Origin of the sequence: Paracidovorax avenae ATCC 19860 (assembly GCF_000176855.2) — a bacterium.
In the GTDB taxonomy this organism is placed as follows: domain Bacteria; phylum Pseudomonadota; class Gammaproteobacteria; order Burkholderiales; family Burkholderiaceae_C; genus Paracidovorax; species Paracidovorax avenae.
The window spans coordinates 4,633,096-4,656,810 of the sequence record NC_015138.1 but is presented as its reverse complement, the minus strand read 5'-3'; the positions used below and the strand labels follow the sequence as shown (position 1 = coordinate 4,656,810).

The window sequence follows — 23,715 nt, the reverse complement described above, 5'->3', positions numbered from 1 at the left end:
GCCGAGGAATCCGATGACTTTCATTGCCCACATGCTCCAGGCGACGCCCGCCTGGGTTTTCGCGCTGCTGGCTGCCCTGTCCGCGCTGGGTGTGCGCCAGATGCGCCCGTCCCGCAGGACCGTCGGGCGCGCCCTGCTGCTGCCGGCCGCCATGGCGGCGTTCTCGCTGTACGGCATGGTGGCGGCGCGCCATGCGCAGCCGGCCGCCTGGGCCGCATGGGGTGTGGCGGCACTGGCCGCGGCGGCCTTCGTCGCGTCGCGCCCGGCGCCGGCGGGCACACGCTTCGACCCCGTGGATGCGGTTTTTCACCTGCCCGGCAGCATCCGCCCGCCCCTGCTGATGCTCGGCATCTTCTGCACCAAGTACACCGTGGCGGTGGCGCTCGCCCTGCATCCGGCGCTGTCGGGCGATCCGTTGTTCGCCGGTGCGGTCAGCCTGCTCTATGGCGTCTTCACTGGCGCCAGCGCGGGGCGGGCGCTGCGCCTGCTGGGCCTGTGGCGGGCCGCGCGGGAGGGCGTGCCGCCGCTGCGCCGCACCTGACGGAGCCGGTCAGAACGTCACGCCCGCGCAGAGGATGACGTTCGCGTAGGGCGTGCATTCCCCCGTCCGCACCACGGCGCGCGCATCGCGCGTGAGGCGCTTGAATTCCTCGTGGGACAGGGTCTGCGGGGCCACGGGCAGCGCTCCGGCCCAGCCGGGCACGGCCCCGCCCGCGCGCTCCATCGCCTCGGTGGCGATCAGGGCGCGCTCCACCTGCATTTCGGAGAGCACGGCGCCCAGCACGTCGGCCACCGAAGGCAGTCCCGGGGTCACGGCCAGGTCGATGCGCAGGGGGCCGGGCGGAATCGGCAGGCCGGCATCGCCGATGACGATCATGTCGCCATGGCCGAGGGCGGCGATGGCGCGGGACAGGTCGGCGTGCAGCAGGGCGGTGCGTTTCATGCGATGCGGCTCCATTCAGGGGGCAGGGGGGATGCGGCCACTTCGGCGCGCGTGGGGATCGATGGCTGCGCGCCCGGGCGGGTCACGCACAGCGCCGCGGCGCGGACGCCGGTCTGCACCGCCAGGTCGAGCGATTCGCCGCGTGCCAGCGCGACGGTCAGGGCGCCCAGGAAGGTGTCGCCCGCGGCCGTGGTGTCCACGGCATCCACGCGCAGGCCCAGGTGGTGCCGGCAGCCGTTGCCGTCGCAGGCCACGGCGCCCGCCGCGCCCAGCGTCACCACCACCTGCCGCGGGCCCCGTGCCCGCAGCAGGCGTGCGGCATGGGCAGCATCTTCGGGTGTTTCCACGTCGCAGTCGGCGAACAGCGCGGCTTCCACCTCGTTGGCCACCAGGGTGTCCACCAGCGGCCAGAGGGCATCGGGGATCGGCTGCATGGGCGACGGGTTGAGCACCACGGGACAGCCCCGCTGGTGCGCCTGCCTGGCGGCGGCCATCACCTGCGGCATCGGCACTTCGAACTGCAGCAGCAGGCTGCTGGCTCCCTGCAGCGCCGCGCCCAGGGCCTGCGCGTCGATCTCGAAGCGGGCGTTCGCCCCGCCGACGACGACGATACGGTTCTGCGCGGTGGATTCCACCGTGATGCAGGCGATGCCCGTAGGGGCCTCGGCGTCCGTCTGCACGCCGGCATGGTCGATAGCGTCGGCATCCAGCGCGGCGCGCAGGGCCGCTCCGTGCGCATCGTGACCGACGCGGCCCAGCAGGTGCACATGGGCTCCCTGGCGCGCACAGGCCACTGCCTGGTTGCCCCCCTTGCCTCCCGGAATGTGGTGCAGTGAATCGGCCATCACGGTCTCGCCTGCGCCGGGGGCCCGGGGCACGCGCAGGACGATGTCCATGTTGAGGCTGCCCACCACGGCGATGCGCGGCGGGGCGGAACGGGAAGGGATCTCCGGGGCGGGGCGGGAAGAGGCGGTCATTCGGGGTTGCCGGAAGGAAAACGGCCGTGCGGAGCGGCAGTGGAAGCGGTGCCCGGGGGCAGGGCCGCGGTCGAGGCGCGCAGCCGCAGTTCCGGCTGCAGCAGCAGCTGGCGTGGTTCGCGCCGCGCGCCGTCGATGCGCTCCAGCAGCATGTCCACGGCGGCCACGCCGATCTGCCGCTTGGGCTGGGCCACGGTGGTGAGCGGAGGGCTGGTGAACGCCGCGAGCGCGATATCGTCGAAACCCACGATCGACATGGCCTCCGGCACGCGCAGCCCGCGCTCGTGGACCGCGCAGAGCGCGCCGATGGCCATCAGGTCATTGCCCACGAACACCGCCGTGGGCGGGCGCGGCGAGGCCAGCACCGACTGCATGGCTTCGTAGCCGCTCTGGCTGGTGAAATCGCCGTGCCACAGCAGGCCGCCGTCGTCCACGACCGCCTCGGCCAGCGCGTCGCGCCAGCCCTCGACGCGCTGCGTGCTGGGGGCCAGGTCCTGGGGGCCGCCGATGCAGGCGATGCGGCGATGGCCCAGCCAAAGCAGGTGTCGCGTGGCCATCCGGCCGCCTTCGCGGTGCGCGGTCTCCACCAGGTCGCAGGGTTGCCGGTGGACCTCGATCTCGCGGTCCACCAGCACGGTGGGCACGCCCAGCCCCTCGAGCTGGCGCGCGAGCGCCGCGTCCTGGCCCGTGGAGACCACGATCAGTCCGTCGATGCGCCGTTCGGCCAGCACCTGCAGGTACGAGCTTTGCCGCTGGGCCTCGTCGTGCGTATTGCACAGGATGAGGTTGTAGCCCGCGCCGAAGCAGCGGTTCTCCACGCTGTGCACGACTTCGGCGAAGTAGGGGTTGGAGCTGTTGGGTATCAGCATCCCCAGCGTGCGCGTGTGGTTGCTCTTGAGGCTGCGCGCGATCGCGCTGGGCACGTAGCCCAGCTGGCGGATGGCGGTCTCCACGCGGGCACGCCCATCGTCGCTCACATGCCGCGTGCCGTTGAGCACGTGCGAGACGGTGGTTACCGACACCCCGGCTTCGCGCGCGACGTCCTTGATGGTTGCCATGTCTTCCCGCGCCGGCCTCAGACCGCCGCGCGGCGCTGCCGCAGCGTGTCGATGATGACGGCCGCCACGATCACGCAGCCGGTGATGATGCGCTTGCTCGGCTCGCTCGCGCCGATCTGCGCCAGGCCCGCCTCCAGCACCGCGATGATGAGCACGCCGAAGGCCGTGGTCACCACCGATCCACGCCCGCCCATCAGGCTGGTGCCGCCGATCACCACGGCCGCGATCACCTGCAGCTCCATGCCGGCGCCGGCATTCGGGTCGGCCGCCTCCAGGCGTGCCGACTGCATCAGGCCCGCCAGCCCGGCCAGCAGGCCGGTGAGCGCGAACACGGCGATGCGGATGGGCCGCGGATCGACGCCGGCCAGCCGCATGGCTTCCTCATTGGTGCCGATGCCCACCATGCAGCGGCCGAACACCGTGCGCGACAGCACGAGCTGGGCCACCACCACGATGAGCAGCGCGATGCCGAAAGCCACCGAGACGCCGGCCGCCACGGGTGCGGCGAGCCAGGAGATCGCATCGCCCACGTACTGCGTGCGCGAATCCGTCACCAGGTAGGCGCTGCCGCGCACCGCCTCCAGCATGCCCAGCGACACGATGAACGACGGCAGCCGCCAGGCCACCGACACGGCGCCGGTGATGGTGCCGCACACCAGGCCGGTGGCCAGCGCCAGGGCCGCCGCGGCCGGCACGCTCCAGCCCCATTGCAGGATGGCCGCTGCCGACGTCGCCGCGGACAGCGCCATCACCGAGCCGACCGAGAGGTCGATGCCCGCGATGATGAGCACGAACGTCATGCCCACCGCCATCACGGCCAGCGCGGGAATCTCGTTGGCGATGGTGACGAAGGTCTCGGCGCTCCAGAAGAAGTCGGACAGCCAGGAAAACAGCGCGACCATGCCCACCAGCACGGCGGCCAGGCCCAGATAGGTACCCAGCTGCGTGCGCCAGAGCGGCACCGACGGCGCGGCGGATGCGGAGGAGGGGGACGTGGTGGCGTTCATGCGGAAGCGGGAGAAAGGGGGGATGCGGAACCGGCGCCTTCGGCGCGCGGGCGGTCTTCGGCCTCGGAGAAGGCGGCGGCCAGCAGCGACTGCTCGGTCCATTCGCCGCGCTCGAACACGGCGACCAGGCGGCCGCCGCTCATCACGCCGATGCGGTCGGCCATGGCCATCAGCTCGCGCAGGTCGGACGACACCATGAGCAGTGCGCGGCCCTCGGCGGCCATGCGGTCGAGCTCGGCGTACAGGTCGGCGCGCGCGCCCACGTCCACGCCGCGCGTGGGCTCGTCCAGCAGCAGCACGCGGCCGTCGCGGTGCAGCCACCGCGCGAACACCACCTTCTGCTGGTTGCCGCCCGACAGCTGCTCCACGGGCTGCTCCGGCCCGCGGCAGCGCACCCGCAGCGTGCGGATGAATCCCTGCACCACCGCGTTCTCGTGCGCGCGGCGCAGCCAGCCCGCGCGCGACACGGCGGACAGGTCCGACAGCGTGGCGTTCACCCGGATCGGCTGGCTGAGCAGCAGGCCCTGCGACTTGCGGTCTTCGCTCACGAGCCCGATGCCCGCGGCGATCGCCGCCAGCGGCGAGCGGAAGCCACGCTCGTGGGTGCGCTCCGCGGCGTCGCCGGAAGCCGTGCTCCCTGCAGCCAGCGTCACGCTGCCGCGGTCGGCGCGGTCTGCTCCGAACAGCAGGCGCAGCAGTTCGGTACGGCCCGAGCCCACGAGGCCCGCGATGCCGAACACCTCGCCGGCCCGCAGCGCCAGGCTCACGTCCTGCACTGCGGTGCCCCGGCCGATGCCGTCCACCCGCATCACTACGGGTCCGGCCGTCCGGCGGGGGCGGTGCTCCAGGTCGTTCACCGCGCGCCCCACCATGCGCTGCACGAGGTCTGCTTCGGACAGCCCTGCCATCGGGCGGGCGTCCACCAGCGCGCCGTCGCGCAGCACGGCCACGCGGTCGGCGATGCGCCGCAACTCCTCCAGCCGGTGGGAGACGTAGATGATGGCCACGCCGCGGGCCGTGAGCCGGGCGATCTGCTCGAACAGGTAATTGGTCTCGCGCGGCGTCAGCATCGCCGTCGGCTCGTCGAGCACCAGGATGCGCGTGTCGTCCTGCAGGTTGCGGGCGATCTCCACCATCTGCTGCTGGCCGATACCCAGGCGGGACACGGGCGTTGCCGGGTCGATGCCCGTGAGGCCGATCTTGGCGAGCTGCGCGCGCGCCGCATCGTGCAGCGCGCGCCGGCGCAGCCAGCCCATCCGGTGCGGAAGCCGGCCCATCAGCAGGTTCTCGGCCACGGTGAGCGTCGGCACGAGGCCCAGCTCCTGCATGACCATGCGCACGCCCTGGCGCTCGGCGTCGCGCCGGGAGGACGGCGCATAGGGCTGCCCTGCCAGGCGCAGGCTGCCGCGCGTGGCGGGCTCCAGCCCGCAGAGGATCTTCGACAGCGTGCTCTTGCCCGCGCCGTTCTCGCCGGTGAGCGCTAGCACTTCGCCGGCATGCAGCGACAGCGTGACGCCGTGCAGCACGGTGGTGGGGCCGTAGTCCTTGCCCACGCCCAGCATTTCCAGCAGGGGCACGGAGGCGGGCGCCGGTGCGGCGGCGATGGGGGAGGAATGGTCGGCCACGGTGTGCGAACCCGGAAAAAAGGAGGAATGCCGCGCGGGTTGCGCGCGGCGTCGGCCATGCGGTGCGCGGAAAGTCAGCGCGGCGCCCTGCGGCGCCGCGTCGCTCGCGCGCGTCGCCGCAGTGTTACTTGCCGGTGCCCTTGGTCACCAGCACCACCTCGGTCTTGACCTCGGCGGGCAGCTGGGCCTGCGGGGTCTTGGCCGACAGCGCCTTCAGCGCCATCTCGATGCCGAACACCGCCTGCTTGGCGGCGTACTGGTCTGCCGTGGCCAGCACGCGGCCATCGGCCAGCATGGGCTTGATGGCGTTGATGTTGTCGTAACCCACCACCTGCACCTTGCCGGCCTTGCCGGCGGCCTTCACCGCGGCCACGGCGCCCAGCGCCATGCTGTCGTTGCCGGCCAGCAGTGCCACCAGGTCCGGATGCTCGCGCAGCATGCCGGCGGCCACGGTGTTGCCCTTCTCGATTTCCCACTGGCCGGACTGCACGCCCACCACGTTGATGTTGGCGGCCTTCATCGCGTCCTGGAAGCCCAGCGTGCGCTGCTGCGCGTTGAAGGTGGTCGAGACGCCCTCGATGATGCCGACCTTGTCGCCGGCCTTCAGCTGCTTGGCCAGGTAATCGCCCACCAGCTTGGCGCCGGCACGGTTGTCCGGGCCGACGAAGGGCACGTTCAGGCTCTTTTCCTTGAGCGCGTCGGCATCCAGGCGGTTGTCGATGTTGACCACGAGGATGCCCTTGTCCACCGCGGCCTTCACGGCCGGCACCAGGGCCTTGGAATCGGCGGGCGCGAGCACGATGGCGTTCACCTTCTGCGCCACGGCCTGCTCGATCATCTTGATCTGCGCGGCAGTGTCGGTCTCGTTCTTGATGCCGTTGGCCACCAGCGTGTATTCCGAGGCATGCGCCTTCTGGTGCGCCTTGGCGCCGTCCTCCATGGTGCGGAAGAACTCGTTGGCGAGCGACTTCATCACCAGCGCCACCTTGGGCTTGTCCTGCGCGAAGGCAGGCTGCGCGAACAGGCCACCGGCGAGGGCCAGCACGGCGGCGGTCTGGAGGGTGCGGCGGTTCAAGGGCATGGAAGTCTCCTGGTTGTGGGCGAAAAGAGAATAGTCGGGCGCAGGCCTTCTGCCGTTCGCGGCGGGAGGACCTGCGGGGGTGCTATGGTAGCGAAAGAAAACGTTTGCGCAAACGTTTGCGCTCATCCATTCTGCAGGAGCGCCGCACACCGTTTTCCTGGAGGGGGCTCGGAATTGTTTACATCCGGATGCAAAAAACCCGGCGGTGGCCGGGTTCGCGACGGGATTTGGGTCCGGCGCCTGCCGGACGGTTTCAGGGCGCCGGCGCCCGCAGTTCGCGCCGCAGGATCTTGCCCACGTTCGTCTTGGGCAGCGCATCCCGGAACTCGATGTGGCGCGGGCACTTGTACCCGGTCAGGTGCTCGTGGCAGTACCGCGCCACGGCGTCCTCGGTGAGAGCCGGGTCGCTGCGCACCACGAAGACCTTGATCGCCTCGCCCTGCTTCTCGTCGGGCACGCCGACGGCCGCGCACTCGAGCACACCCGGGCACAGGGCGATGACCTGTTCCAGTTCGTTGGGGAACACGTTGAAGCCGGAGACCAGGATCATGTCCTTCTTGCGGTCGATGATGCGCGTGTAGCCCTCTGCGTCCATCACGCCGATGTCGCCCGTGCGCAGGAAGCCGTCGGCCGTGAAGGCGCGGGCGTTCTCCTCAGGCTGCTGGTAGTAGCCCGCCATCACGTTCGGGCCGCGGATGCAGATCTCGCCGGATTGCCCCACCGGCAGGCTCAGGCCCGCGTCGTCCTTGATCGCGATGTCGATGCCGGGCAGCGGCAGGCCGATGGTGCCGGTGAACTCCCTGTTGTCCACGGGATTGTTGGTGCCGATGGCGCAGGTCTCGCTCATTCCCCAGCCTTCGATCATGGTGTTGCCCGTCACCTTCTGCCATTGCCGCGCGGTGCTCTCCGAGGCGGCCATGCCGCCCGCCTGCGAGACGCACAGGTGCGAGAAATCGAGTGCGCGGAACTCCGCGTTCTGCAGCAGCGCGTTGAACAGCGTGTTCACCGCGGGCATCAGGTGGAAGGGCCTTTTTTTCAGCACCGCCACGAACTTGGGGATGTCCCGGGGGTTCGGGATCAGCGTGAGGTGCGAGCCCTGGCGGATGGCCAGCAGGCACAGCGTGAGCGCGAAGATATGGTAGAGCGGCAGGGCCGCGATGCTGTTGGCCTGTCGCACGTCGCCGATGCGGGAGAGCGCCGGCGTGAACCAGGCCTCCGCCTGCAGCGTGGCCGCCACGATATTGCGGTGCGTGAGCACCGCGCCCTTCGACAGCCCCGTCGTGCCGCCCGTGTATTGCAGGAACGCGGCGGAATCGAGCGTCGCGGTGCTGGGTGCGAGCGTGTGCCGCGCGCCCTCGGCCAGCGCCGCGGGCAGCGTCGTCACGCGGCGGCCGTCCGACAGGGGCAGGTCGAAGGCCGGCACCATCCTCGCCAGGTGCCGCACCGCGAAGGTGATCCAGCGGCCCCGCACGGGCCCGAGCAGGTCGCCGAGCGCGGTGAGCACCACGTGCTTAACGGCCGTGCGCTCCACCACCTCGGAGAACGTGCGCGCGAAATTCTCGAGGATGACGATCGCCTCCGCGCCGGAGTCGCGCAGCTGGTGTTCCAGCTCGCGAGGCGTGTAGAGCGGGTTCACGTTCACGCAGGTGTAGCCGGCGCGCAGCACCGCGGCCATGGCCACGGCGAACTGCGGCACGTTGGGCAGCATGATCGCCACGCGCGCGCCCTGCGCCAGTCCCTGGGCCTGCAGCCAGGCACCCAGCCGGGTGCTCAGGCGGTCCAGCTCGGCATAGTCCATCCATTGCTCCATGCAGACCGAGAAAGGATGGCCGGCATGGCGGCGCAGCGATTCCTCCAGCAGGTGCGCCACCGAGCGGTAGCTTTCGGGATCCACTTCGTGCGGTACGCCGGGGGGATAGTTTTTCAGCCAGATCCGGTCCATGGATTCGTCTTCCTTTCGCGCTCCGCCGGGCGGCGGGCGGTTGATGCGGCATTGCAGGGGCGCAAGGGCCGATTGGCGGGGGCTGGAGGCGATTGTGGAAACGCCTGCGCGCCTGTCCATCGGGTCAGTCCCGGGGCCGGGGGGCTCGTGCATGGCTTCGCGTCTCCGGTGTGACAGGATCCGGGCTGTGCGGGGGCACGATCGGCCCCGGGACCGGAAAGGAAACGATGTGACGAATGCAAGGTGGCAGCGGTGGATGGTGGTGGCGCAGTTCGCGCTGGCCGCGGGCTGGCTGGCCTGGCTCTGGCCCCGGTCGCCCGCGTGGGCGCTGGCTGGTGCCGCCCTCTGGCTGGTGGGGCCCCGTCTCTGGCTGGGGTTGCAGTTCCTGGTCATGCTGCATGCCAACCGGGGCGATCCGGTGCCTGCCCCTCCCGCGGGGCGCGTGCTGCGTGCCTGGTGGGCGGAAACCCGGTGGGCGAGCTGGGTGTTCGGCTGGTGGCAGCCCTTTCGCCATGCGGCCGTGCCGGACTGGCTTCCTCCGCCCGCGGCTGGCGGCACCACCGCGGCGCCGCGCGGGGTCGTGCTGGTGCATGGCTTCCTGTGCAACCGTGGCTTCTGGATGCCCTGGTTCGCGCTGTTGCGCCGCCGCGGCCATGCGTTCGTGGCCGTGACGCTGGAGCCGCCCTTCGGCCCGATCGACGGCTACGCCGCCACCATCGACGCGGCCGTGCGGCGGGTGGCCGACGCCACGGGACGGCCCCCGCTCGTGATCGGCCACAGCATGGGCGGCCTCGCGGTCCGGGCCTGGCTGCGAGCCTGCGGCGAGCCGGGCATCGGCCGGGTGCACCGCGTGGTCACGCTCGGCACGCCGCATGGCGGCACGGAGGCGGCCCGGCTCAGCCGTTCGGACAACGGCCGGCAAATGGTGCCCGGCCATCCATGGCTGCAGGCCCTGGATGCCTCCGAGCCGCCATCCCTGCGCGCGCGCTTCACCTGCTTCCACTCGGACTGCGACAACGTGGTCTATCCCGCGAGCACGGCCCTGCTGGCCGGGGCGGACAACCGCTTCGTGGCGGGCGCGGGGCACGTGCACATGGCATTCCATCCGGACGTGGTGCGTGCCTGCCTGGAGATCGCCGGGCAGCCCTGACGGACGGCCTGTTTCCGGAGCGGGCGCGTTTCAGGCCGCGAGGGGCTGCCGGTGCAGCAGCGTGCCGGAGCGTGCCGCCAGCAGCGCCTCCGCCGCCGGGCGCGGGCTCCACAGCGGCGTGCCATGGGTGGCCTGCCGCGCGGCCCGGGCCTGCCCCCCGGCGCTGAACTGCGGCGGCAGCCGGCCATGCCGGGCGAACCCCTCCGGCCCGGTCAGCAGGCCGGCGGCGGCGCGGGGTGCCATCGAGGCGGCCGACGACGTGCGGCGCGCGATGCCCGGTACGGTGGGCTCGGGCGCGGGAGAAGGAAAGCGCCGGACAAGCGGCGCGACGGGTGCGACGCGGCCTTCCAGGGACGCCGATGAAAGACCTGGCGGCGGACGCAACAGGTTGGATGTGATGCCGGAGACACGGGTCATGGATGCCATCCTCGCCGCGCCGCGGCGCGCCTGCCCCGCACCACCCGAAACCTCTTGCCGGCGCGCGAAGGGCGTCCCGCAGGGCCATGCCCTGCAAGCCGGCCCGTGTACCCACCCTCCGCGGCCGGTGCCGGTGCCCCTCAGGCCGCCACGGCCTCGCGCTCGTCCGCGGCGAACTCGGGCTGTCCGCGCAGGCGCTCGTACACCGGCCCGAAATCCGGCTCCGTCATCGCGAACAGCTGCTCGAAGCTGTCGATCACGAAATACGTTTGCTGGTATGTGTCGATCTTGTAGCGCGTGCGCATCGTGCGCTCCAGCTGCAGCGGCAGGCGTTGCGGCCCGGGGCTGTTCACCGAATATTCCAGCTCGCCGGAAGAACTGAGGATGCCCGCCCCGTAGGCGCGCAGCGCGCCGCGCTCGCGGATGAGGCCGAACTCGATCGTGTACCAGTACAGGCGCGACAGCATCTCGCAGGCACCCAGCCCGTGCGCCTTCAGGCCTCCCTGGCCGTAGCGCTGCACGTAGTCCGCGAACACCGGGTTGAACAGCAGCGGCACGTGCCCGAACAGGTCATGGAAGATGTCCGGCTCCACGATGTAGTCGAACTCCTCGGGCGTGCGGATCCAGTCCGTCACCGGGAACTTGCGGTTCGCCAGCAGCGTGAAGAAGGGCACTTCGGGAATCAGGCCCGGAACGCCCACGATCTCCCAGCCCGTGGCGCGCTGCAGCCGCTCGTTGATCTCGTCGAAGCGCGGGATGCGGTCGCTCGCGCCCAGCGATGGCAGGGCGGCGATGAAGGCCTCGCTCGCGCGGCCGGGCAGCAGGGCAGACTGGCGGGCGTACAGCCGCCGGTAGGTGTCGTGGTCCTGCGGTGTATAGGCCGCATAGTCCTGCGCGCAGGTGTAGTCGCTGCCGGCGCGGGCGTAGTCGCCGCGCGGGGGGCGGTCGGATTGGCCGTAAACGACGGGGGCTTGTCCCATGGCATGTCTCCTCGTTATGCAATGCACGGGAGTGCCCATGCCAGGGCGCCCCGCGCTGTCAGTCCATCTTGATCTTCGCGGCCTTGATGAGGAAGCCGTACTTCGCGTGCTCCGCGCGCACGAACTGGCCGAAGGGCTCCAGCGTCAGGTCCTCGGCGTCGATGCCCATCTTCTTGAGCTTCTGCTCGCTGGCAGGCACCTTCATCGCCGCGGTGATGGCCGCCGCATAGCGGCGGGCATCCGCGTCGGGCAGCGAGGCGGGGGCGAACAGGCCGAACCACGTCACCACGTTGAATCCCGGCACCTCGTCGTTGATGCTGCGCACGTCCGGCAGCTCGTCGTCCCGGCCCAGACTGGTCACGCCCAGGGCCTTGAGCTTGCCGGCCTTGATCAGCGGCAGCGACGAGGCAAGGTTGTCGAACACGAACGCGACCTCTCCCGACTGCAGTGCCTTGAGCGCCGGCGCGGACCCCTGGAAGGGCACGTGCGCCACGCGCGTGTTGGTGAGCGACTTGAACATCTCGGCCGCGATATGGCCGATGCTGCCGTTGCCGCCCGATCCGTAGCGCACCTGGTCGGGGTTCTTCTTGAGGTACTGCACCAGTTCCCCGGTCGTGCGGATGCCCAGCGACTTGGCATGCTCCGCGTCCATGACGAGCACGTTGGGCGTGCGCGCCACGAGCGCGATCGGCTTGAAGTCCTTCAGCGGGTCGTACGGGAAAGCCTTCTGCAGCCACGGATTCACCGCGTGCGTCGCCACCGCGCCCATCACCAGCCAATTGGCGTCCTTCGGGGCCTTGGCCACCAGCGCCACGCCCGTCGTGCCGCCAGCCCCCGGCTTGTTCTGCACCTCCACCGGGCCCAGCGTGCCGCGCACGCCTTCCGCCACGATGCGGGCGGACGCGTCCACCGGCCCGCCGGCCGGGTACGGAACAACGATGGTCAGCGGTGCCGAGGCGTTCTGGGCCTGGACGCTCCAGGCCCCTCCCGCCAGCAGGACGGCCAAAAGGTAACTGCGACGCAACATGGGTGTCTCTCTCTCCGTGCTCATTGGGAGGGCGCAGTATAGAGACGGGTGCCATGCCGATGCAGTTGGTTACGTCAATCGGCTTGCAGAAGGTTTTAGGCGTTCTTTCAAGCGCCCTGCAGCACCCCGCGGCGCATCTGGTCGAGTTCGATGCTCTCGAACAACGCCTTGAAGTTGCCGTTGCCGAAGCCGTCGTCGCCCTTGCGCTGGATGAACTCGAAGAAGATCGGGCCCAGCTGGTTCTCGCTGAAAATCTGCAGCAGGATCGCGTCCTTCTTGCCGTCGATCAGGATCTTGCGCTTGTGCAGCTCTTCCACGCTTTCGCCGTGGCCGGGAATGCGCTTGTCCACCAGCTCGTAGTAGGTGTCAATGGTGTCCAGCAGGCGCACGCCGGAGCCGCGCAGCGCGTCCACCGTGGCGTAGAGGTCGTCCGAGCCCATGGCGATGTGCTGGATGCCCTCGCCGTTGTACATGTCCAGGTATTCCTGGATCTGGCCGGCCTTTTCCTTGCCCTCTTCATTGATCGGGATGCGGATCTTGCCGCAGGGGCTGGTCATGGCCTTGCTCTTCACGCCGGTCACCTGGCCTTCGATGTCGAAGTAGCGGATCTCGCGGAAATTGAACAGGCGCTCGTAGAAGTTCGCCCATTCGATCATGCGGCCCCGGTGCACGTTGTGCGTCAGGTGGTCGATGTAGGTCAGGCCGTGGCCCCTGGGGTTGAGGGCCTCCTCGGCGGTCACGCCCGGCAGCGGCTCGAAATCGACGTCGAAGAAGCCGATGTTGCCGATGTCGCCCGGCTGCGCGCCGTTCTTGCCGCGCCAGCGGTCCACCAGATAGATCAGGCTGTCGCCGATGCCCTTGATGGCGGGGATGTTCAGCTCGCCCGGGCCGGCCTGTCCGGCATAGCCCCAGGCGCCCAGGTTCAGCGCGCGCTCGTAGGCAGCCTTGGCATCGTGCACGCGGAAGGCGATGGCGCACACGCTCGGGCCGTGCAGCCGCGCGAAGCGCTGCGCGAAGCTGTCGGGCTCGGCATTGATGATGAAGTTGATCTCGCCCTGGCGGTAGAGCGTCACGTTCTTGTGGCGGTGGCGTGCCACGGGCTTGAAGCCCATGCCCTCGAACACCCGGCCCATGGCCTGCGGATCGGGAGCGGCATATTCGATGAATTCGAAGCCGTCGGTACCCATCGGGTTCTCCCAGGCTGCGGTGTCCTGGACGGCGGGGTGGGGCAGTGGGGTGTTCATGCGTTGTCTCCGGGGTTGGCGCGTTGATCTGCGTCATGCTACTGTAGGCGCACGCAAGCTCATGTTTCTGGCGTAAACATCGCGGAGATCTCAGGCCCGTGCAGGAAAACTGCGCCGCGCCGGCGTGGGGCGCAACCTGTGGCCGATCCTGCCGGCTATGGAGCCGGCGCTCAGCCCCCGCCCGCTGTGCCGGGGCGCGTGGAACGCAGCGCCAGGGCCCCTTCCACGCGCAGCCGCTCCTCGGGCGTGAACAACTGCTCGCGCAGCTTCTGCAGCGCCGGGCCGTCGCCCTGCGTGGCCCGGGCCTGCTGGTACTGGTCCAGCCGCTGCTGCCACTGCCGCTCCTCGCCATCCAGGCGTGCCAGGGCGTCGGCAGCCGCCGCGCCGTAACGGGCGCTGCGCTCCGCATGGCGCGTCGCGTCGTCGGCCTGGCGGGCATCCAGCGCGGCCGTCTGCTCCGCCACCGCCTGCGGGGTGGCGTAGGCCTGCCGCGCAGCGCGCAATTCGGCGGGCAGCGCGTTCTCTGCGTCCTGGAGCGCCCGGGCCTTCTCCTGCGGGGAGCGATTGGTGTCCTGCAGGATCTCCAGCCGCGCGAGCGTGTGGCGGTCCAGCGCTGCTTCGCCCCCGAACAGTGCAGTGGCTTCGCCAGGCTCGAAGAAACGCTCGCGCAGCCGGTCGCGCTCCTCCATGGAGGCCCGCAGCGCCTTCGGGTCGGACAGGTCGGCGGGCGGCGCCACCGTGCCGAGCGCGGCGCGGTAATCCACATAGCGGCCGGCCAGCGCCAGGGCACGCTCACGCACCGCCTCCGGGAAATGGCGGTCCACCAGGCCCGCCAGCCGCCGCTTGAGCGTGGCCGCGTCGGTGGTCGGCCCGGCGTCCAGCGCTTCCTCCAGCAAGGTTTCGAGCGTGTCGCGCAGGCCCGCGCCCAGCAGCGGATCGGTCTGGAGCACCTCCAGCTCGGCCGCGGAGCGCGGCGCCAGGAACCGCGGATCGGGCCCGCCGGGCGGCCGGCGCGCGGATGCGGAGGCGTCCGCCGCCAGGCCGGATGCAGGGCGCGCCACAGCCTCGCCCGCACCGTCTGCCGTGGCGCGCTGCGTCCACCAGCCGGCCAGGCCCAGTGCCGCAGCCGCCAGCAGCGCGGCCGCCATCCGCCCGCGTGCCGCCGCCATCGGTCAGAGCCCCTGCTGCTTCAGCCGGTTGGCGTGCTGGCGGTAGAGCGTCACCGGGTCGGGAGAGAACAGGTCCCGCAGCCCCACCAGCTGGTTGATCTCATCCAGGTGGTTCTGGCGGTAATCCCCCAGGTGCCGGCCCAGCCGCGAGGAGCATGCGGACACCAGCCCGTCGTTCGCCTCGCCGTGCACCGGCGCCAGCAGGGCCAGGCCTGCATCGCTCGGGTCGAGCACGTTCGTGACCGGCTGCGTGCCCGTCCAGGAGTAGTAGCGCACGCCGTTCACCACGTCGGCGCCGTTCCCGCAACCGCTGGCCAGCCCCTGCGGAAAGCGGCGGTTGAAGTCCGCCGCGCCGGCCGTGGTGAGCGAGTCCAGCGCTGCCGTCGGCTTCTGCGGCAGGCCGGAGCCGCCCGATGCTGCGCTGATCACCTGCGCGAGTGCACCGGCCGCGGCGCTCGCCACCGATTCGGACACCGAGCCCGGAGGCGCCACGCCGCGCACCACATCCGCCACGCGGGAGCCCTTGTTCACCCCGCCGATCGACGTGACCGATGCCACGAGCTGTGGCGCCACGCCGGCGACGTAACGGATGGTCGGGCCGCCGTGGGAATGCCCGACCAGGTTCACCTTCGCCGCACCCGTGACCGCCAGCACCTGCTTGACCTGGGCGAGCAACTGCTCGCCGCGCACCTCGGTGCTGTTGGTGGCCGACACCTGGGCCACGAACACCTGCGCGCCATCCCTGCGCAGCGCATCGGGGATGCCGTAGAAGTAATCCACGCCCAGGGCCGAATCGAACCCGAACAGGCCGTGCACCAGCACGATGGGGTAGCGCGTCTGCGTGTAGCCGCTTTGCGCATGGACGGCCGGCGCAGTGAATGCGCAGCCCAGGGATAAGGCGAGGGCGGCGCGCGCCGCCAGCGCCCTGAAGCGGCCGAGGCCGCGAAGGGTTCCGTTCATAGTTGCTTGTCTCCGTCGTTGTAGTGATGCGCACAAAAAAGAACGACCGTTCTTTTTTGTGGATTCCATTATTCGCCGCCCATGGCCGCGTTCCACCCGGACAAACCCGGGGAGATGCCGGCGGGCCGTGCCTGCACGCGCGGGGCTTCGTAGAATCCTGTGCCATGAGCGCTTCCCACGCACTGGACCGGCTTGATCGGGCGATCCTGCGCTGCCTTCAGGACAACGGCCGCGAAACCTACGACGTCATCGGCGAGCAGGTGGGCCTGTCGCCCAGCGCGGTGCTGCGCCGCGCCAAGCGCCTGGAAGATGCCGGCGTGATCGACCGCTATGTGGCCCTGGTGCGTCCGGAGGCCGTGGGCCTGGGCCTCACGGCTTACCTCAACGTCCGGCTGGAAAAGCACACCGAAAGCCACAAGCGCAATCCCATGGACCTGTTCCGTGCCAGCGTCCAGACCTGGCCCGAGGTGGTGGAATGCTCCGCGCTCACCGGCGAGATGGACTACCTGCTGCGTGTGGTCGTGGCCGACATGGCCCACTACAGCCGCTTCATCATGGACACGCTGCTCAAGCACCCCAGCGTGCAGGACTGCAAGACCAGCTTCGTGCTCGACCGCGTGAAGAGCACGACCGCGGTGCCGGTCTGACACATTGGCGACAGGTATTTGCTATTGAATAAGTAGCAAAAAAACATTGAAGGCAGGGCATCTGGAACGGTCCTGTACCTGGAAGCTCGCAAGGCCGGCGTTTGCGTGGTTTCCAGGCCACGGCATGCCATGTGCTAGGGGAAAACCCTAAAATTCGCGCCATGCCTGCGCCTGCCACCGACACCCACCCCCCGCGACCCGCGCGGCGCGGTGCGCCGGTCGTGGTGCCCATCCGCTCGCTGGGCCCCGAGCACCGCGGTCGCATCGCCGTCCACCTGCTGCGCCTGGAGCCCGGCGACCGCTACCTGCGCTTCGGCTATGCCGCGTCGGATGAACAGGTGCTGCGCTACGTGCAGCAGCTCGACTTCGTGCGCGACGAGGTCTTCGGCATCTACAACCGCCGGCTCGAACTCATTGCCGTCGCCCACCTGGCCTACGGCGACGCGGCCGAGCACCGCAGTTGCGCCGAGTTCGGCGTCTCCGTGCTCGCCCAGGCCCGGGGCCGCGGCTTCGGCGCCCGGCTCTTCGAGCGCGCCGTCATGCATGCGCGCAACCGGGACGTGCGCATGGTGTTCATCCACGCGCTCAGCGAAAACACCGCCATGCTGCGCATCGCCCGCAAGGCCGGCGCCGTCGTGCGCCGCGACGGTTCGGAATCGGAGGCCTACCTCGAGATTGCCCCCGCGGGCCTGCAGTCACGCATGGCGCAGAAGGTGGTGCACCGGCTGGCCGAGATGGACTACCAGCTCAAGCGCCAGGCCCGGCAGTTCCGGGCATTTCTGGCGGGGATGCAGGCAGCGCGGAGTGGGACGCCGCCGGGGGCGTGATGTGGAATGGTTCGGCCTTCAAGAGGAGGCTGGATGGCGCTGACTTCCGTCAATTTGTACGTGGTATGGCGATGCAATGATCCTGATGAATGAGTCATTGCCGGGGATGTAGTATTCCTCGAGCCCGAGCCTTTGCTTCGGGTCGTAGGTTTTCAATTTCCCTGCGTGTCTGGATTATAATTTTTCTATTACGTAGACATTGTCTATGGGGCAATCAAAATACCCCCATTTACTCCAGTTGGATATCAACCAGTCTTTGTCTATTGCGTATCCCTCTTCGTTTGATGGCTGGGAGTCTTTCGGTAGGAGAGCGTAAATAAGACCTGCTTTATAACCTGTCAGGTTGAGCAAGGCATAGCATTGCTCGTCTTTTTGATTGGGCTCAATTACCATGAGATCTAGACGATCTTCATTGGGAGTGTAGCAGCGAATTATTTTGCCTCTTTCTATATTGTTGGTATATTCGAGGAGCCTGTTTCGGCTGTCCATGGTCATGACCGTCATATCTCTCTGCCAGTCTGGGGGGGTAAAATCTATTATTGGTCTAGATTAAATAATATTTCCTTGAAGTGCTCAAAATATTCATCGCTCCATCTTGAATAAATTTCTTCGTTCAGATTTTTTTATTTTATATAGATCATTTTTGTTGAAATGTGAAGTGAAGCACCTCATGGTATTCAAGATGATCCATTTCATTGATTTTGATTGAGTAATATCTCGTGAATTCGCCGCGACAAGCTTCATGTCTAGTATTAGTTCCTGAAGCAGCTTCTCATTGAAGGTGCCTAGTTCAAAGAGTTCGTGGCAGAAAGTTTCTTCTAATGCGTCATTTTGATTGTTCTTGAGGTTCTGCTTTGCGGTTTCTATATCCGGGCCCTTCTCTATTTGTTGTTTTGATGCTTTTTGATTCATTTTTCTAAGCCGGGCTTAAGTGAAAGTCATTTACTAGCGTGTTTTTTATGTTGTTCAGAACTTTTTTGTGGACGAAGTAAATTCCATCCAAATCAGAGGCATCATGATCGTTGCTTCTGAGGGTGTACCAGAAATATTGAAAATATTCGGATATGTTTTTTTTGTCGGTTTCAGTTACGTTGGGTGCGCTAATCAGATAGCGGATGGCGTCCACCTCGACATATTTTTGCAAAAAAACAATATCCGAATTTTTTCCGCTGGCATCCTTGATTTTTGGTAATGCTGGCCTTGGTTTGTTTTTCTCTATTATTTCAATCCATATTGAAGGGTCTTTTTGCGACCATAAGAATGGAGTTGAGAGAAAAAAGTCGCAGCAAAAAGAATCGTGATAATTCGCAAGTATGAATAAGCTGAAGTTAACAAAAGAGACGCGCTCCAGTTCACTTCTGAATTGAGCAAAAAATTCTATCCCGGAACGCGCTTCGTCCCAGTACGTTTTGCTTATTAACTCCGCGAGTGGTGTTATTTCTTCTTGCACGATTTAGAGCATTGTTGGTGGCAGCGGCCTGGGAGGCAGGACATGATTGCCCGAAGGCGTCGGAGAAATGGAGTAGGGCTGCAGTGTCGCGCCCTTGGTGCTGAATCCTGCATTGTTGATGGCTGAAGGAAAGCCTGCCGCCTGTGCTGGCGTTGGCTGGTAATGTCCAGAGAGATTATCAATTTCCAGAATTTTTCCGCCCTTCAAACGCATGCTGCCAGCAGCTTGGACATCTGCCCCGCCGGAAAGAGTCACATGGCGTTTCCCAAGAATGAGTTGATTGTCTTGTGTGACAACGAAGTCGAAAGTTCCACGCAGCGGTCCCTTTCCGGGAATGGTGACCAGTCCCTTATTGGAAACGGCTGTTCCAAGGATTTTTCCATCTGCTGGCGGCCCTTCATTGGGGAATTTGTTTTTGATTTTCTCGCCACACAAACCCCATGGGTCAATCCAGGCCAGGGGATTGATCGCATACCGTTGCAGATTGAGCCCACCCGCCAGCCCGATCGGATCCGGACTGATGAACCGCCCCATATCCGGGTCGTAGTACCGGAAGGTGTTGTAGTGCAGCCCCGTCTCGCGGTCCAGGTACTGGCCCTGCAGGCGCAGGTTCTGCTCCAGCGTGTCCTCGTCCCGGTGCCGCTGCTGCACCGCAGGAATGGCGCTGCCGTCGATGCGCACGGCCTCCCAGCGCTCCTCCAGCGCGCTGCCCCAGGTGCGCCAGCTCGCGCGCCAGCGCACCTCGCCGGCTTCGTCCGTCACCTCTTCCGGCAGGCCCGAGGGGTCGTTGTGGAAGTAGCTCACCTGGGCGCTGGCACGCAGGCGGGATTCGGACGGAGTCTGGGCTTGGGCATGGGCGTGTGCCGGTCCTTGGGCTGAAGCGGAAGCGGCATGCGCTGCCGCGCTGCTGCCGGGCGCGGCCATCGGGTTCAGCGCGGCGTAGCGGCTGCTTTGGCTGCCTGGAGGGCCTTGGGTGCCTGCCGGGCCTGCAGCATCCGCTCCTGCGCTGCCCACCAGCCCGCCGTGCCCGCTGCCCTCCAGCCGCTGCCCATCCGCATCGATGCGCGCCAGCGGCACGTAACTGCCCGGCTCGTACACGTAGCTCACCACCTTCGAGCCGCGCCGCTCCTCGATCAGCCGCATGCCCTCCCAGATGAACTCCGTGCGCCCGAACGCATCCTGCTTGGCGATGCGCCGGCCCAGCGCGTCGTAGCGGAACTCCACCCGCTGGCGCGTGGCCTGGGCCGTGCCCGGGTGGCGCGTGGTCTCCACCGCTACCAACTGGTCTTCATCGTCCCACTCGAAGCGCTGCACCGTGTGCCGCCCGATGCGCTTCTCGCGCAGCCGCGCGAAGCCGTCGTAGGCGAAGCGCTTGTCCTCATACACCCGCACCAGGTTGTCGCGCAGGTAGCCCGTGGAGCCCGTGCCGGAGCCTCCAGGGCCTCCATCGTTGGCCGCCATGCGCGACGCGAGGCTCGCATCCAGCAGGTTGCCCGCCGGGTCGTAGCGGAACACCTCTTCCGAGCGGCCCTGCACGCCCGCGCCCGGCTGCGCCCCGGGGCCTGCGCGCAGCGCCTGCTCCACCCGCCCCGTGGCGTCATAGCGCCAGCTTGTGCGCCCCTTGTGGCTGTGCACGCTCTCGCGCAGCTCGCCCACCGCGTCGTAGCGGTACTGCTTGAGCAGCCCCACGGCCGCCGAGGGGCCGCGCTGGGCGAGCGCCTCCACCTGCTGCTGCCACGCCCCGCGCCAGTCCTCGCCCGCCGCGTCCTGCAGCCCCAGCCCCGAGCGCGTCCAGCTGCCCGTGCGCCGTCCCAGCGCATCCAGTGCGTAGCGCGTGGACAGCGTGCCCTGCGTGCGCAGCACCTCCCGGTGCAGCGCGTCGCGCTCGATGTCGGCGATGAGCCGGTGCACCTCGCGCACCGGTTCGGGCAGCACGCCGTCCGGGCCCCCGCCCAGCACGCTGGCCTGCAGCGTTTCACCCGGCAGCGACTCCTGCAGTGCTTCCGGCGATGCCTCCTGCGCCCATTCCTCGGCCAGCCCCAGGTTGATCTGGTGCAGGTGCCCCGAGCCGTAGTGCAGGTAGTTCAGGCTGCGCCGCAGCACCGCTTGGCCCGTCTGTCCCGATCGGCCGGCGCCCACGGCCGGCAGCTGCGTGCGCGTGCGGTTGCCCAGTGCGTCGTGCTCGTGCCGCAGCGTGTGCACCTGCCCGCTCGCCGCATCCTGCGCGTGCTCGGCCACGATGCGGCCCAGCGCGTCGTATTCGAAACGCGTCGTGTGCTGCAGCTCCAGGGGGGCGTTGTCCGTTTCGGCTTCAGCGCCGGCTGGGGTTTCGGCCTGCTCCCCGGCCTGGCGCCGCCAGCGCGATGCCTCCACCAGCCGACCGCCCGCGTCGTAGCGGTAGCGCAGCACGCTGGCGCCCACCCGCTTTTGCACCAGCCGCCCCAGCGCGTCGCGCTGCAGCTCCGTGCGCCGCGGCACCTGCGCGTTTCGGGCTGCCGGGCCTTCCCGCAGCGTGCCGTCCTGCGCCTGGGTCTCCAGTTCATGGAACACGTCGTCGCCCCGCGCCGGGTGGTGCACCACCGCCACCACGTGCCCGTCCGCGTCGTATTCCAGCCCCACCCGCGTGCCGTCCAGGCGCTCTTCCTCCACCAGCCGGTCCGCATCGTCGTAGCGGAACCGGTACACGCCACCGTTTTCCGTGGCGAGTGCCGAGAGCCGGTGTGCGCCATCGTGCGCCGCGCCGATCTCCCGGCCCTGCGCGTCGCGCCGCCACAGCAGCTGCCCGCGCGCGTTGTATCCGTAGCGCGTGCCCCGCGAGAGCGCGTCCGTGTGCTCCACCAGCCGTCCGCCCGCGTCGTACTCGAACCCCTGGCTGCTGCCGTCGGGCAGCCGCAGCGAGCGCAGCAGCCCGCGCGCATCCACCACGCCCTGCGTCTGCTGGCCCAGCGCGTCGGTCACCGATTGCAGCTGGCCCCAGCCGTCCCAGCCGTAGCGCGTCGTGCGCCCCGAGCAGTCGGTGTACCGCGCCAGCAGGCCCCGCTCGTTCCACTGCAAGGTCCTGGCCCCACCCAGTGCGTCCTCGATCTGCACCACCTGGCCCTGCGCGTCGTAGGCGTAGCGCGTCACCCCCCCATCGGGCGCCGTCTCCTGCACCAGCAGGCCCTGGCGGTCGTATTCGTAGCGCCACGTGGCGCCATCCGGGCCCGTGGTGCGCAGCGGCTCGAACCACCGGCTGTCCCAGAGCGTGCGCGTGAGCCGCCCCAGCGGGTCCACCACGCCCGTCTGCATGCCGTTGTCGTCGTACTGGAAGGTGGTGCTCGCCCCCGAGGGCCGGGTGCACGACAGCAACTCGCGCCGCTCGTTCCACACGAGCCGCCACGTGGCGCCCAGCGCGTTGGTGTAGGCCGTGAGGTTGTGCCAGCGGTCCCACTGCCAGCGCTCCTCGCGCCCGAGCTGGTCGGTTGCGCTTGTCCAGCCACCGGCCTCGCTGGCGGGCCCGCTATCGAAGCCGCCATCGAAGCCATAGGCGATGGCGTAGTTCTCGCCGTCCTCCGTCCAGTGCCGCACCACCCGGCGGTCGCGCAGGGGCCGGCCATCGGGCCCGCGCGCACCGTCCTGCCGCTCGGGGCCGCTGGCCTGCGCCGCATCCTCCCAGGCGTAGTGGCACGCGAAGCCGGCCGCGTCCTCCTGGCGCACCATCAGGCCTTCGGCGTAGGCGAAGCGCCGCACGGTCGCGCGCGTGCGGTCCTGCACTTGCGTGAGCTGGCCGCCCGCGTCGTAACGGTAGGTCGCCAGCAGGCCCAGCTGCTCGCCCGGCGCGGCCTGCACGAGGTGGATCGCCACCACCCGCCGGCTGCCCGGCTCATAGTCCAGCCGCAACAACCGGCCCAGGTGGTCCGCGATGCCCGCCAGGCGCCGCTCGCCGTCGTAGCGCAACCCCACCCAGTGCCCGAACCGGTCCCGGATGCGCAGCAGTTTCAGCACATGCGTGCCCGCCTCCTGCGGCGCCGGGCCGAACTGGTAGGCCACGTGGTCGAGCTCGCCCACTTCGTAGTGGCCGCCCGCCGTGCAGCCCAGGGTGAAGCCTTCCCCGACGTTGAAGAGCGCCGTGCCCGGCTCGACATCCGGCAGCCCGATGTGCCGCCCTTGCGGGTTGACGTAGGTGATGCGCGAAGGCGGCGCACCGGCGGCCGGCCGCTCGACGTGCAGCTCGATCTCGTAGGGCACGCTCCAGCCCGCGCCGTGCAGGCTGCCCTCCCGGTGGTCGTGGCTGCTGTAGAAGCGCCGCCAGGCAATGCCCAGCGGCCCGGGCAGCACGAAGTCCGTGTCCTGGCTGCCGTCCAGCACCTTGCCGCCCGTGGCCGGGTGCACCGGGTAGCCGATCAGCGCCCGGAAGCCCCGCCCCAGCGCGTCGCCCGCCATGCCCACCACCGCCCCCAGCGCCAGGCACCCCACCTTGCCCAGGAAGTTGCCCCGGCCCATCGCCAGGCCCACCCCGATCTCCAGCGCCGTCTCCCACCACGCCCGGTCGTCGGCGATCTCCAGGTATGCCGTCTTGTTGCCCCCCACCAGCACGTCGTCCGAGCCGCTGGCGATCTGCGCCGCGCACATCATCTTGTCGCCCTTGCGTGCGGCCGGGTAGGTTTCGATGAAGACCGAGTCCGAGCCCTCGGCGATGAAGTTGGGGTTCGGCTGGCCATGGTCGCGGCACACGGCCGCATCCGCCACCGCACGCATCGCCGCGCGCCCGTTGATGCGCACCGTCGCCGCCCCGCGGATGCCCAGCGTGCCCGTGATGTCCAGCTCCCCGATGTCCTCGGTCATCTCCTGGATCTTTTTTTCCTTGTAGTCGCTCCAGCCCGTCGCTCCCCCGATGAACCCCGCCAGCAGACCGCACGCCAGGATCGCACCGCACCCCATCGTCGCCACCGACACCCCCGCCGCCAGCGCCACCACCCCCGCCACCAGCAGCGTCTCCACCATCCCCGACGCCAGCCTCAACCCCACACGCGCCAGCCTCGCCCACACCGACACGTGTCCTATCTCGTCCGCCTGCCTCGCCGCCGCCATGCCTCCCATGCTGGTGTTCTCCTGTCGTATTGCCTGTGCACAGGGGCTGCCGGCTGCCGCCGCACATGGCGCCGGCGCCGCCCCGGAAGGCGGCATGATAGGAAGCGGCAGCCCGCAGCGGCCGGGCTGCGCCGGGCGAAT

20 protein-coding genes are annotated in these 23,715 nt (G+C 68.7%); 4 read left to right on the top strand and 16 right to left on the bottom strand.

The annotated features are described in order from the left end of the window. Positions 1-13 precede the first annotated feature (13 nt). Positions 14-541: a DUF6622 family protein gene (locus ACAV_RS20205; protein WP_013596437.1), complete on the top strand. Its 528-nt coding sequence runs from the start codon at positions 14-16 to the stop codon at positions 539-541. 9 nt (positions 542-550) lie between these two features. On the opposite strand, the gene rbsD is transcribed toward ACAV_RS20205, so the two are convergent. From rbsD to ACAV_RS20170, 7 genes are all read right to left on the bottom strand, one after another. Continuing rightward, positions 551-943, bottom strand: a complete 393-nt coding sequence (rbsD, locus tag ACAV_RS20200; protein ID WP_013596436.1) for a D-ribose pyranase — start codon at positions 941-943, stop codon at positions 551-553. Continuing rightward, complete coding sequence (rbsK, locus tag ACAV_RS20195; protein WP_013596435.1) at positions 940-1,920, bottom strand: ribokinase; 981 nt, start codon at positions 1,918-1,920, stop codon at positions 940-942. Before rbsK ends, rbsD begins: the two co-directional genes overlap by 4 nt. After that, a complete protein-coding gene (locus tag ACAV_RS20190) occupies positions 1,917-2,978 on the bottom strand; it encodes a LacI family DNA-binding transcriptional regulator (RefSeq protein WP_013596434.1) in 1,062 nt (353 codons plus the stop codon). The genes rbsK and ACAV_RS20190 overlap by 4 nt, the downstream gene beginning before the upstream one ends. Positions 2,979-2,995: 17 nt before the next feature. Continuing rightward, entirely contained in the window at positions 2,996-3,985 is a 990-nt protein-coding gene (locus ACAV_RS20185) for an ABC transporter permease (protein ID WP_013596433.1), read from the bottom strand. Beyond that, entirely contained in the window at positions 3,982-5,610 is a 1,629-nt protein-coding gene (locus ACAV_RS20180; RefSeq protein ID WP_013596432.1) for a sugar ABC transporter ATP-binding protein, read from the bottom strand. Before ACAV_RS20180 ends, ACAV_RS20185 begins: the two co-directional genes overlap by 4 nt. 124 nt (positions 5,611-5,734) lie before the next feature. Continuing rightward, positions 5,735-6,691: a sugar ABC transporter substrate-binding protein gene (locus tag ACAV_RS20175; protein ID WP_013596431.1), complete on the bottom strand. Its 957-nt coding sequence runs from the start codon at positions 6,689-6,691 to the stop codon at positions 5,735-5,737. Between the two features lie 253 nt (positions 6,692-6,944). Beyond that, positions 6,945-8,633, bottom strand: a complete 1,689-nt coding sequence (locus tag ACAV_RS20170; protein WP_041828833.1) for an AMP-binding protein — start codon at positions 8,631-8,633, stop codon at positions 6,945-6,947. A 229-nt stretch (positions 8,634-8,862) separates the two neighbouring features. Here ACAV_RS20170 and ACAV_RS20165 point away from each other — a divergent pair, with 229 nt between their 5' ends. Next, positions 8,863-9,783, top strand: a complete 921-nt coding sequence (locus ACAV_RS20165; RefSeq protein WP_041828832.1) for an esterase/lipase family protein — start codon at positions 8,863-8,865, stop codon at positions 9,781-9,783. A 30-nt stretch (positions 9,784-9,813) separates the two neighbouring features. Here the strand turns inward: ACAV_RS20165 and ACAV_RS24765 are convergent, their stop codons facing one another. From ACAV_RS24765 to ACAV_RS20135, 6 genes are all read right to left on the bottom strand, one after another. Continuing rightward, positions 9,814-10,200, bottom strand: a complete 387-nt coding sequence (locus tag ACAV_RS24765) for a hypothetical protein (protein ID WP_013596428.1) — start codon at positions 10,198-10,200, stop codon at positions 9,814-9,816. A gap of 140 nt (positions 10,201-10,340) precedes the next feature. Further along, positions 10,341-11,180 (bottom strand): phenylalanine 4-monooxygenase, encoded by an 840-nt coding sequence (gene phhA / locus ACAV_RS20155; RefSeq protein ID WP_013596427.1) that lies wholly within the window; start codon positions 11,178-11,180, stop codon positions 10,341-10,343. Positions 11,181-11,238: 58 nt separating this feature from the next. Continuing rightward, positions 11,239-12,207 carry a Bug family tripartite tricarboxylate transporter substrate binding protein gene (locus ACAV_RS20150; protein ID WP_013596426.1) on the bottom strand — a complete coding sequence of 323 codons (969 nt, stop codon included), beginning with the start codon at positions 12,205-12,207 and terminating at the stop codon, positions 11,239-11,241. Between the two features lie 107 nt (positions 12,208-12,314). Beyond that, a complete protein-coding gene (gene hppD / locus ACAV_RS20145; protein WP_013596425.1) occupies positions 12,315-13,451 on the bottom strand; it encodes a 4-hydroxyphenylpyruvate dioxygenase in 1,137 nt (378 codons plus the stop codon). A gap of 170 nt (positions 13,452-13,621) precedes the next feature. Beyond that, a complete protein-coding gene (locus tag ACAV_RS20140; protein WP_013596424.1) occupies positions 13,622-14,620 on the bottom strand; it encodes a lipase chaperone family protein in 999 nt (332 codons plus the stop codon). 3 nt (positions 14,621-14,623) lie between these two features. Next, entirely contained in the window at positions 14,624-15,580 is a 957-nt protein-coding gene (locus tag ACAV_RS20135; RefSeq protein WP_013596423.1) for an esterase/lipase family protein, read from the bottom strand. Between the two features lie 164 nt (positions 15,581-15,744). Here ACAV_RS20135 and ACAV_RS20130 point away from each other — a divergent pair, with 164 nt between their 5' ends. Both ACAV_RS20130 and ACAV_RS20125 read left to right on the top strand, forming a co-directional pair. After that, positions 15,745-16,227: an Lrp/AsnC family transcriptional regulator gene (locus ACAV_RS20130; RefSeq protein ID WP_013596422.1), complete on the top strand. Its 483-nt coding sequence runs from the start codon at positions 15,745-15,747 to the stop codon at positions 16,225-16,227. A gap of 161 nt (positions 16,228-16,388) precedes the next feature. Continuing rightward, entirely contained in the window at positions 16,389-17,054 is a 666-nt protein-coding gene (locus tag ACAV_RS20125; RefSeq protein WP_013596421.1) for a GNAT family N-acetyltransferase, read from the top strand. A gap of 174 nt (positions 17,055-17,228) precedes the next feature. Here the strand turns inward: ACAV_RS20125 and imm45 are convergent, their stop codons facing one another. The 3 genes from imm45 to ACAV_RS20120 all read right to left on the bottom strand — a co-directional run bounded on the left by imm45 (position 17,229) and on the right by ACAV_RS20120 (position 23,583). Beyond that, positions 17,229-17,558 carry an Imm45 family immunity protein gene (gene imm45 / locus ACAV_RS24760; RefSeq protein WP_157768797.1) on the bottom strand — a complete coding sequence of 110 codons (330 nt, stop codon included), beginning with the start codon at positions 17,556-17,558 and terminating at the stop codon, positions 17,229-17,231. Between the two features lie 412 nt (positions 17,559-17,970). Beyond that, positions 17,971-18,504, bottom strand: a complete 534-nt coding sequence (locus ACAV_RS24755) for a hypothetical protein (RefSeq protein WP_157768796.1) — start codon at positions 18,502-18,504, stop codon at positions 17,971-17,973. Between the two features lie 3 nt (positions 18,505-18,507). Next, positions 18,508-23,583 carry an RHS repeat-associated core domain-containing protein gene (locus ACAV_RS20120; RefSeq protein WP_013596420.1) on the bottom strand — a complete coding sequence of 1,692 codons (5,076 nt, stop codon included), beginning with the start codon at positions 23,581-23,583 and terminating at the stop codon, positions 18,508-18,510. Positions 23,584-23,715: the final 132 nt, after the last annotated feature.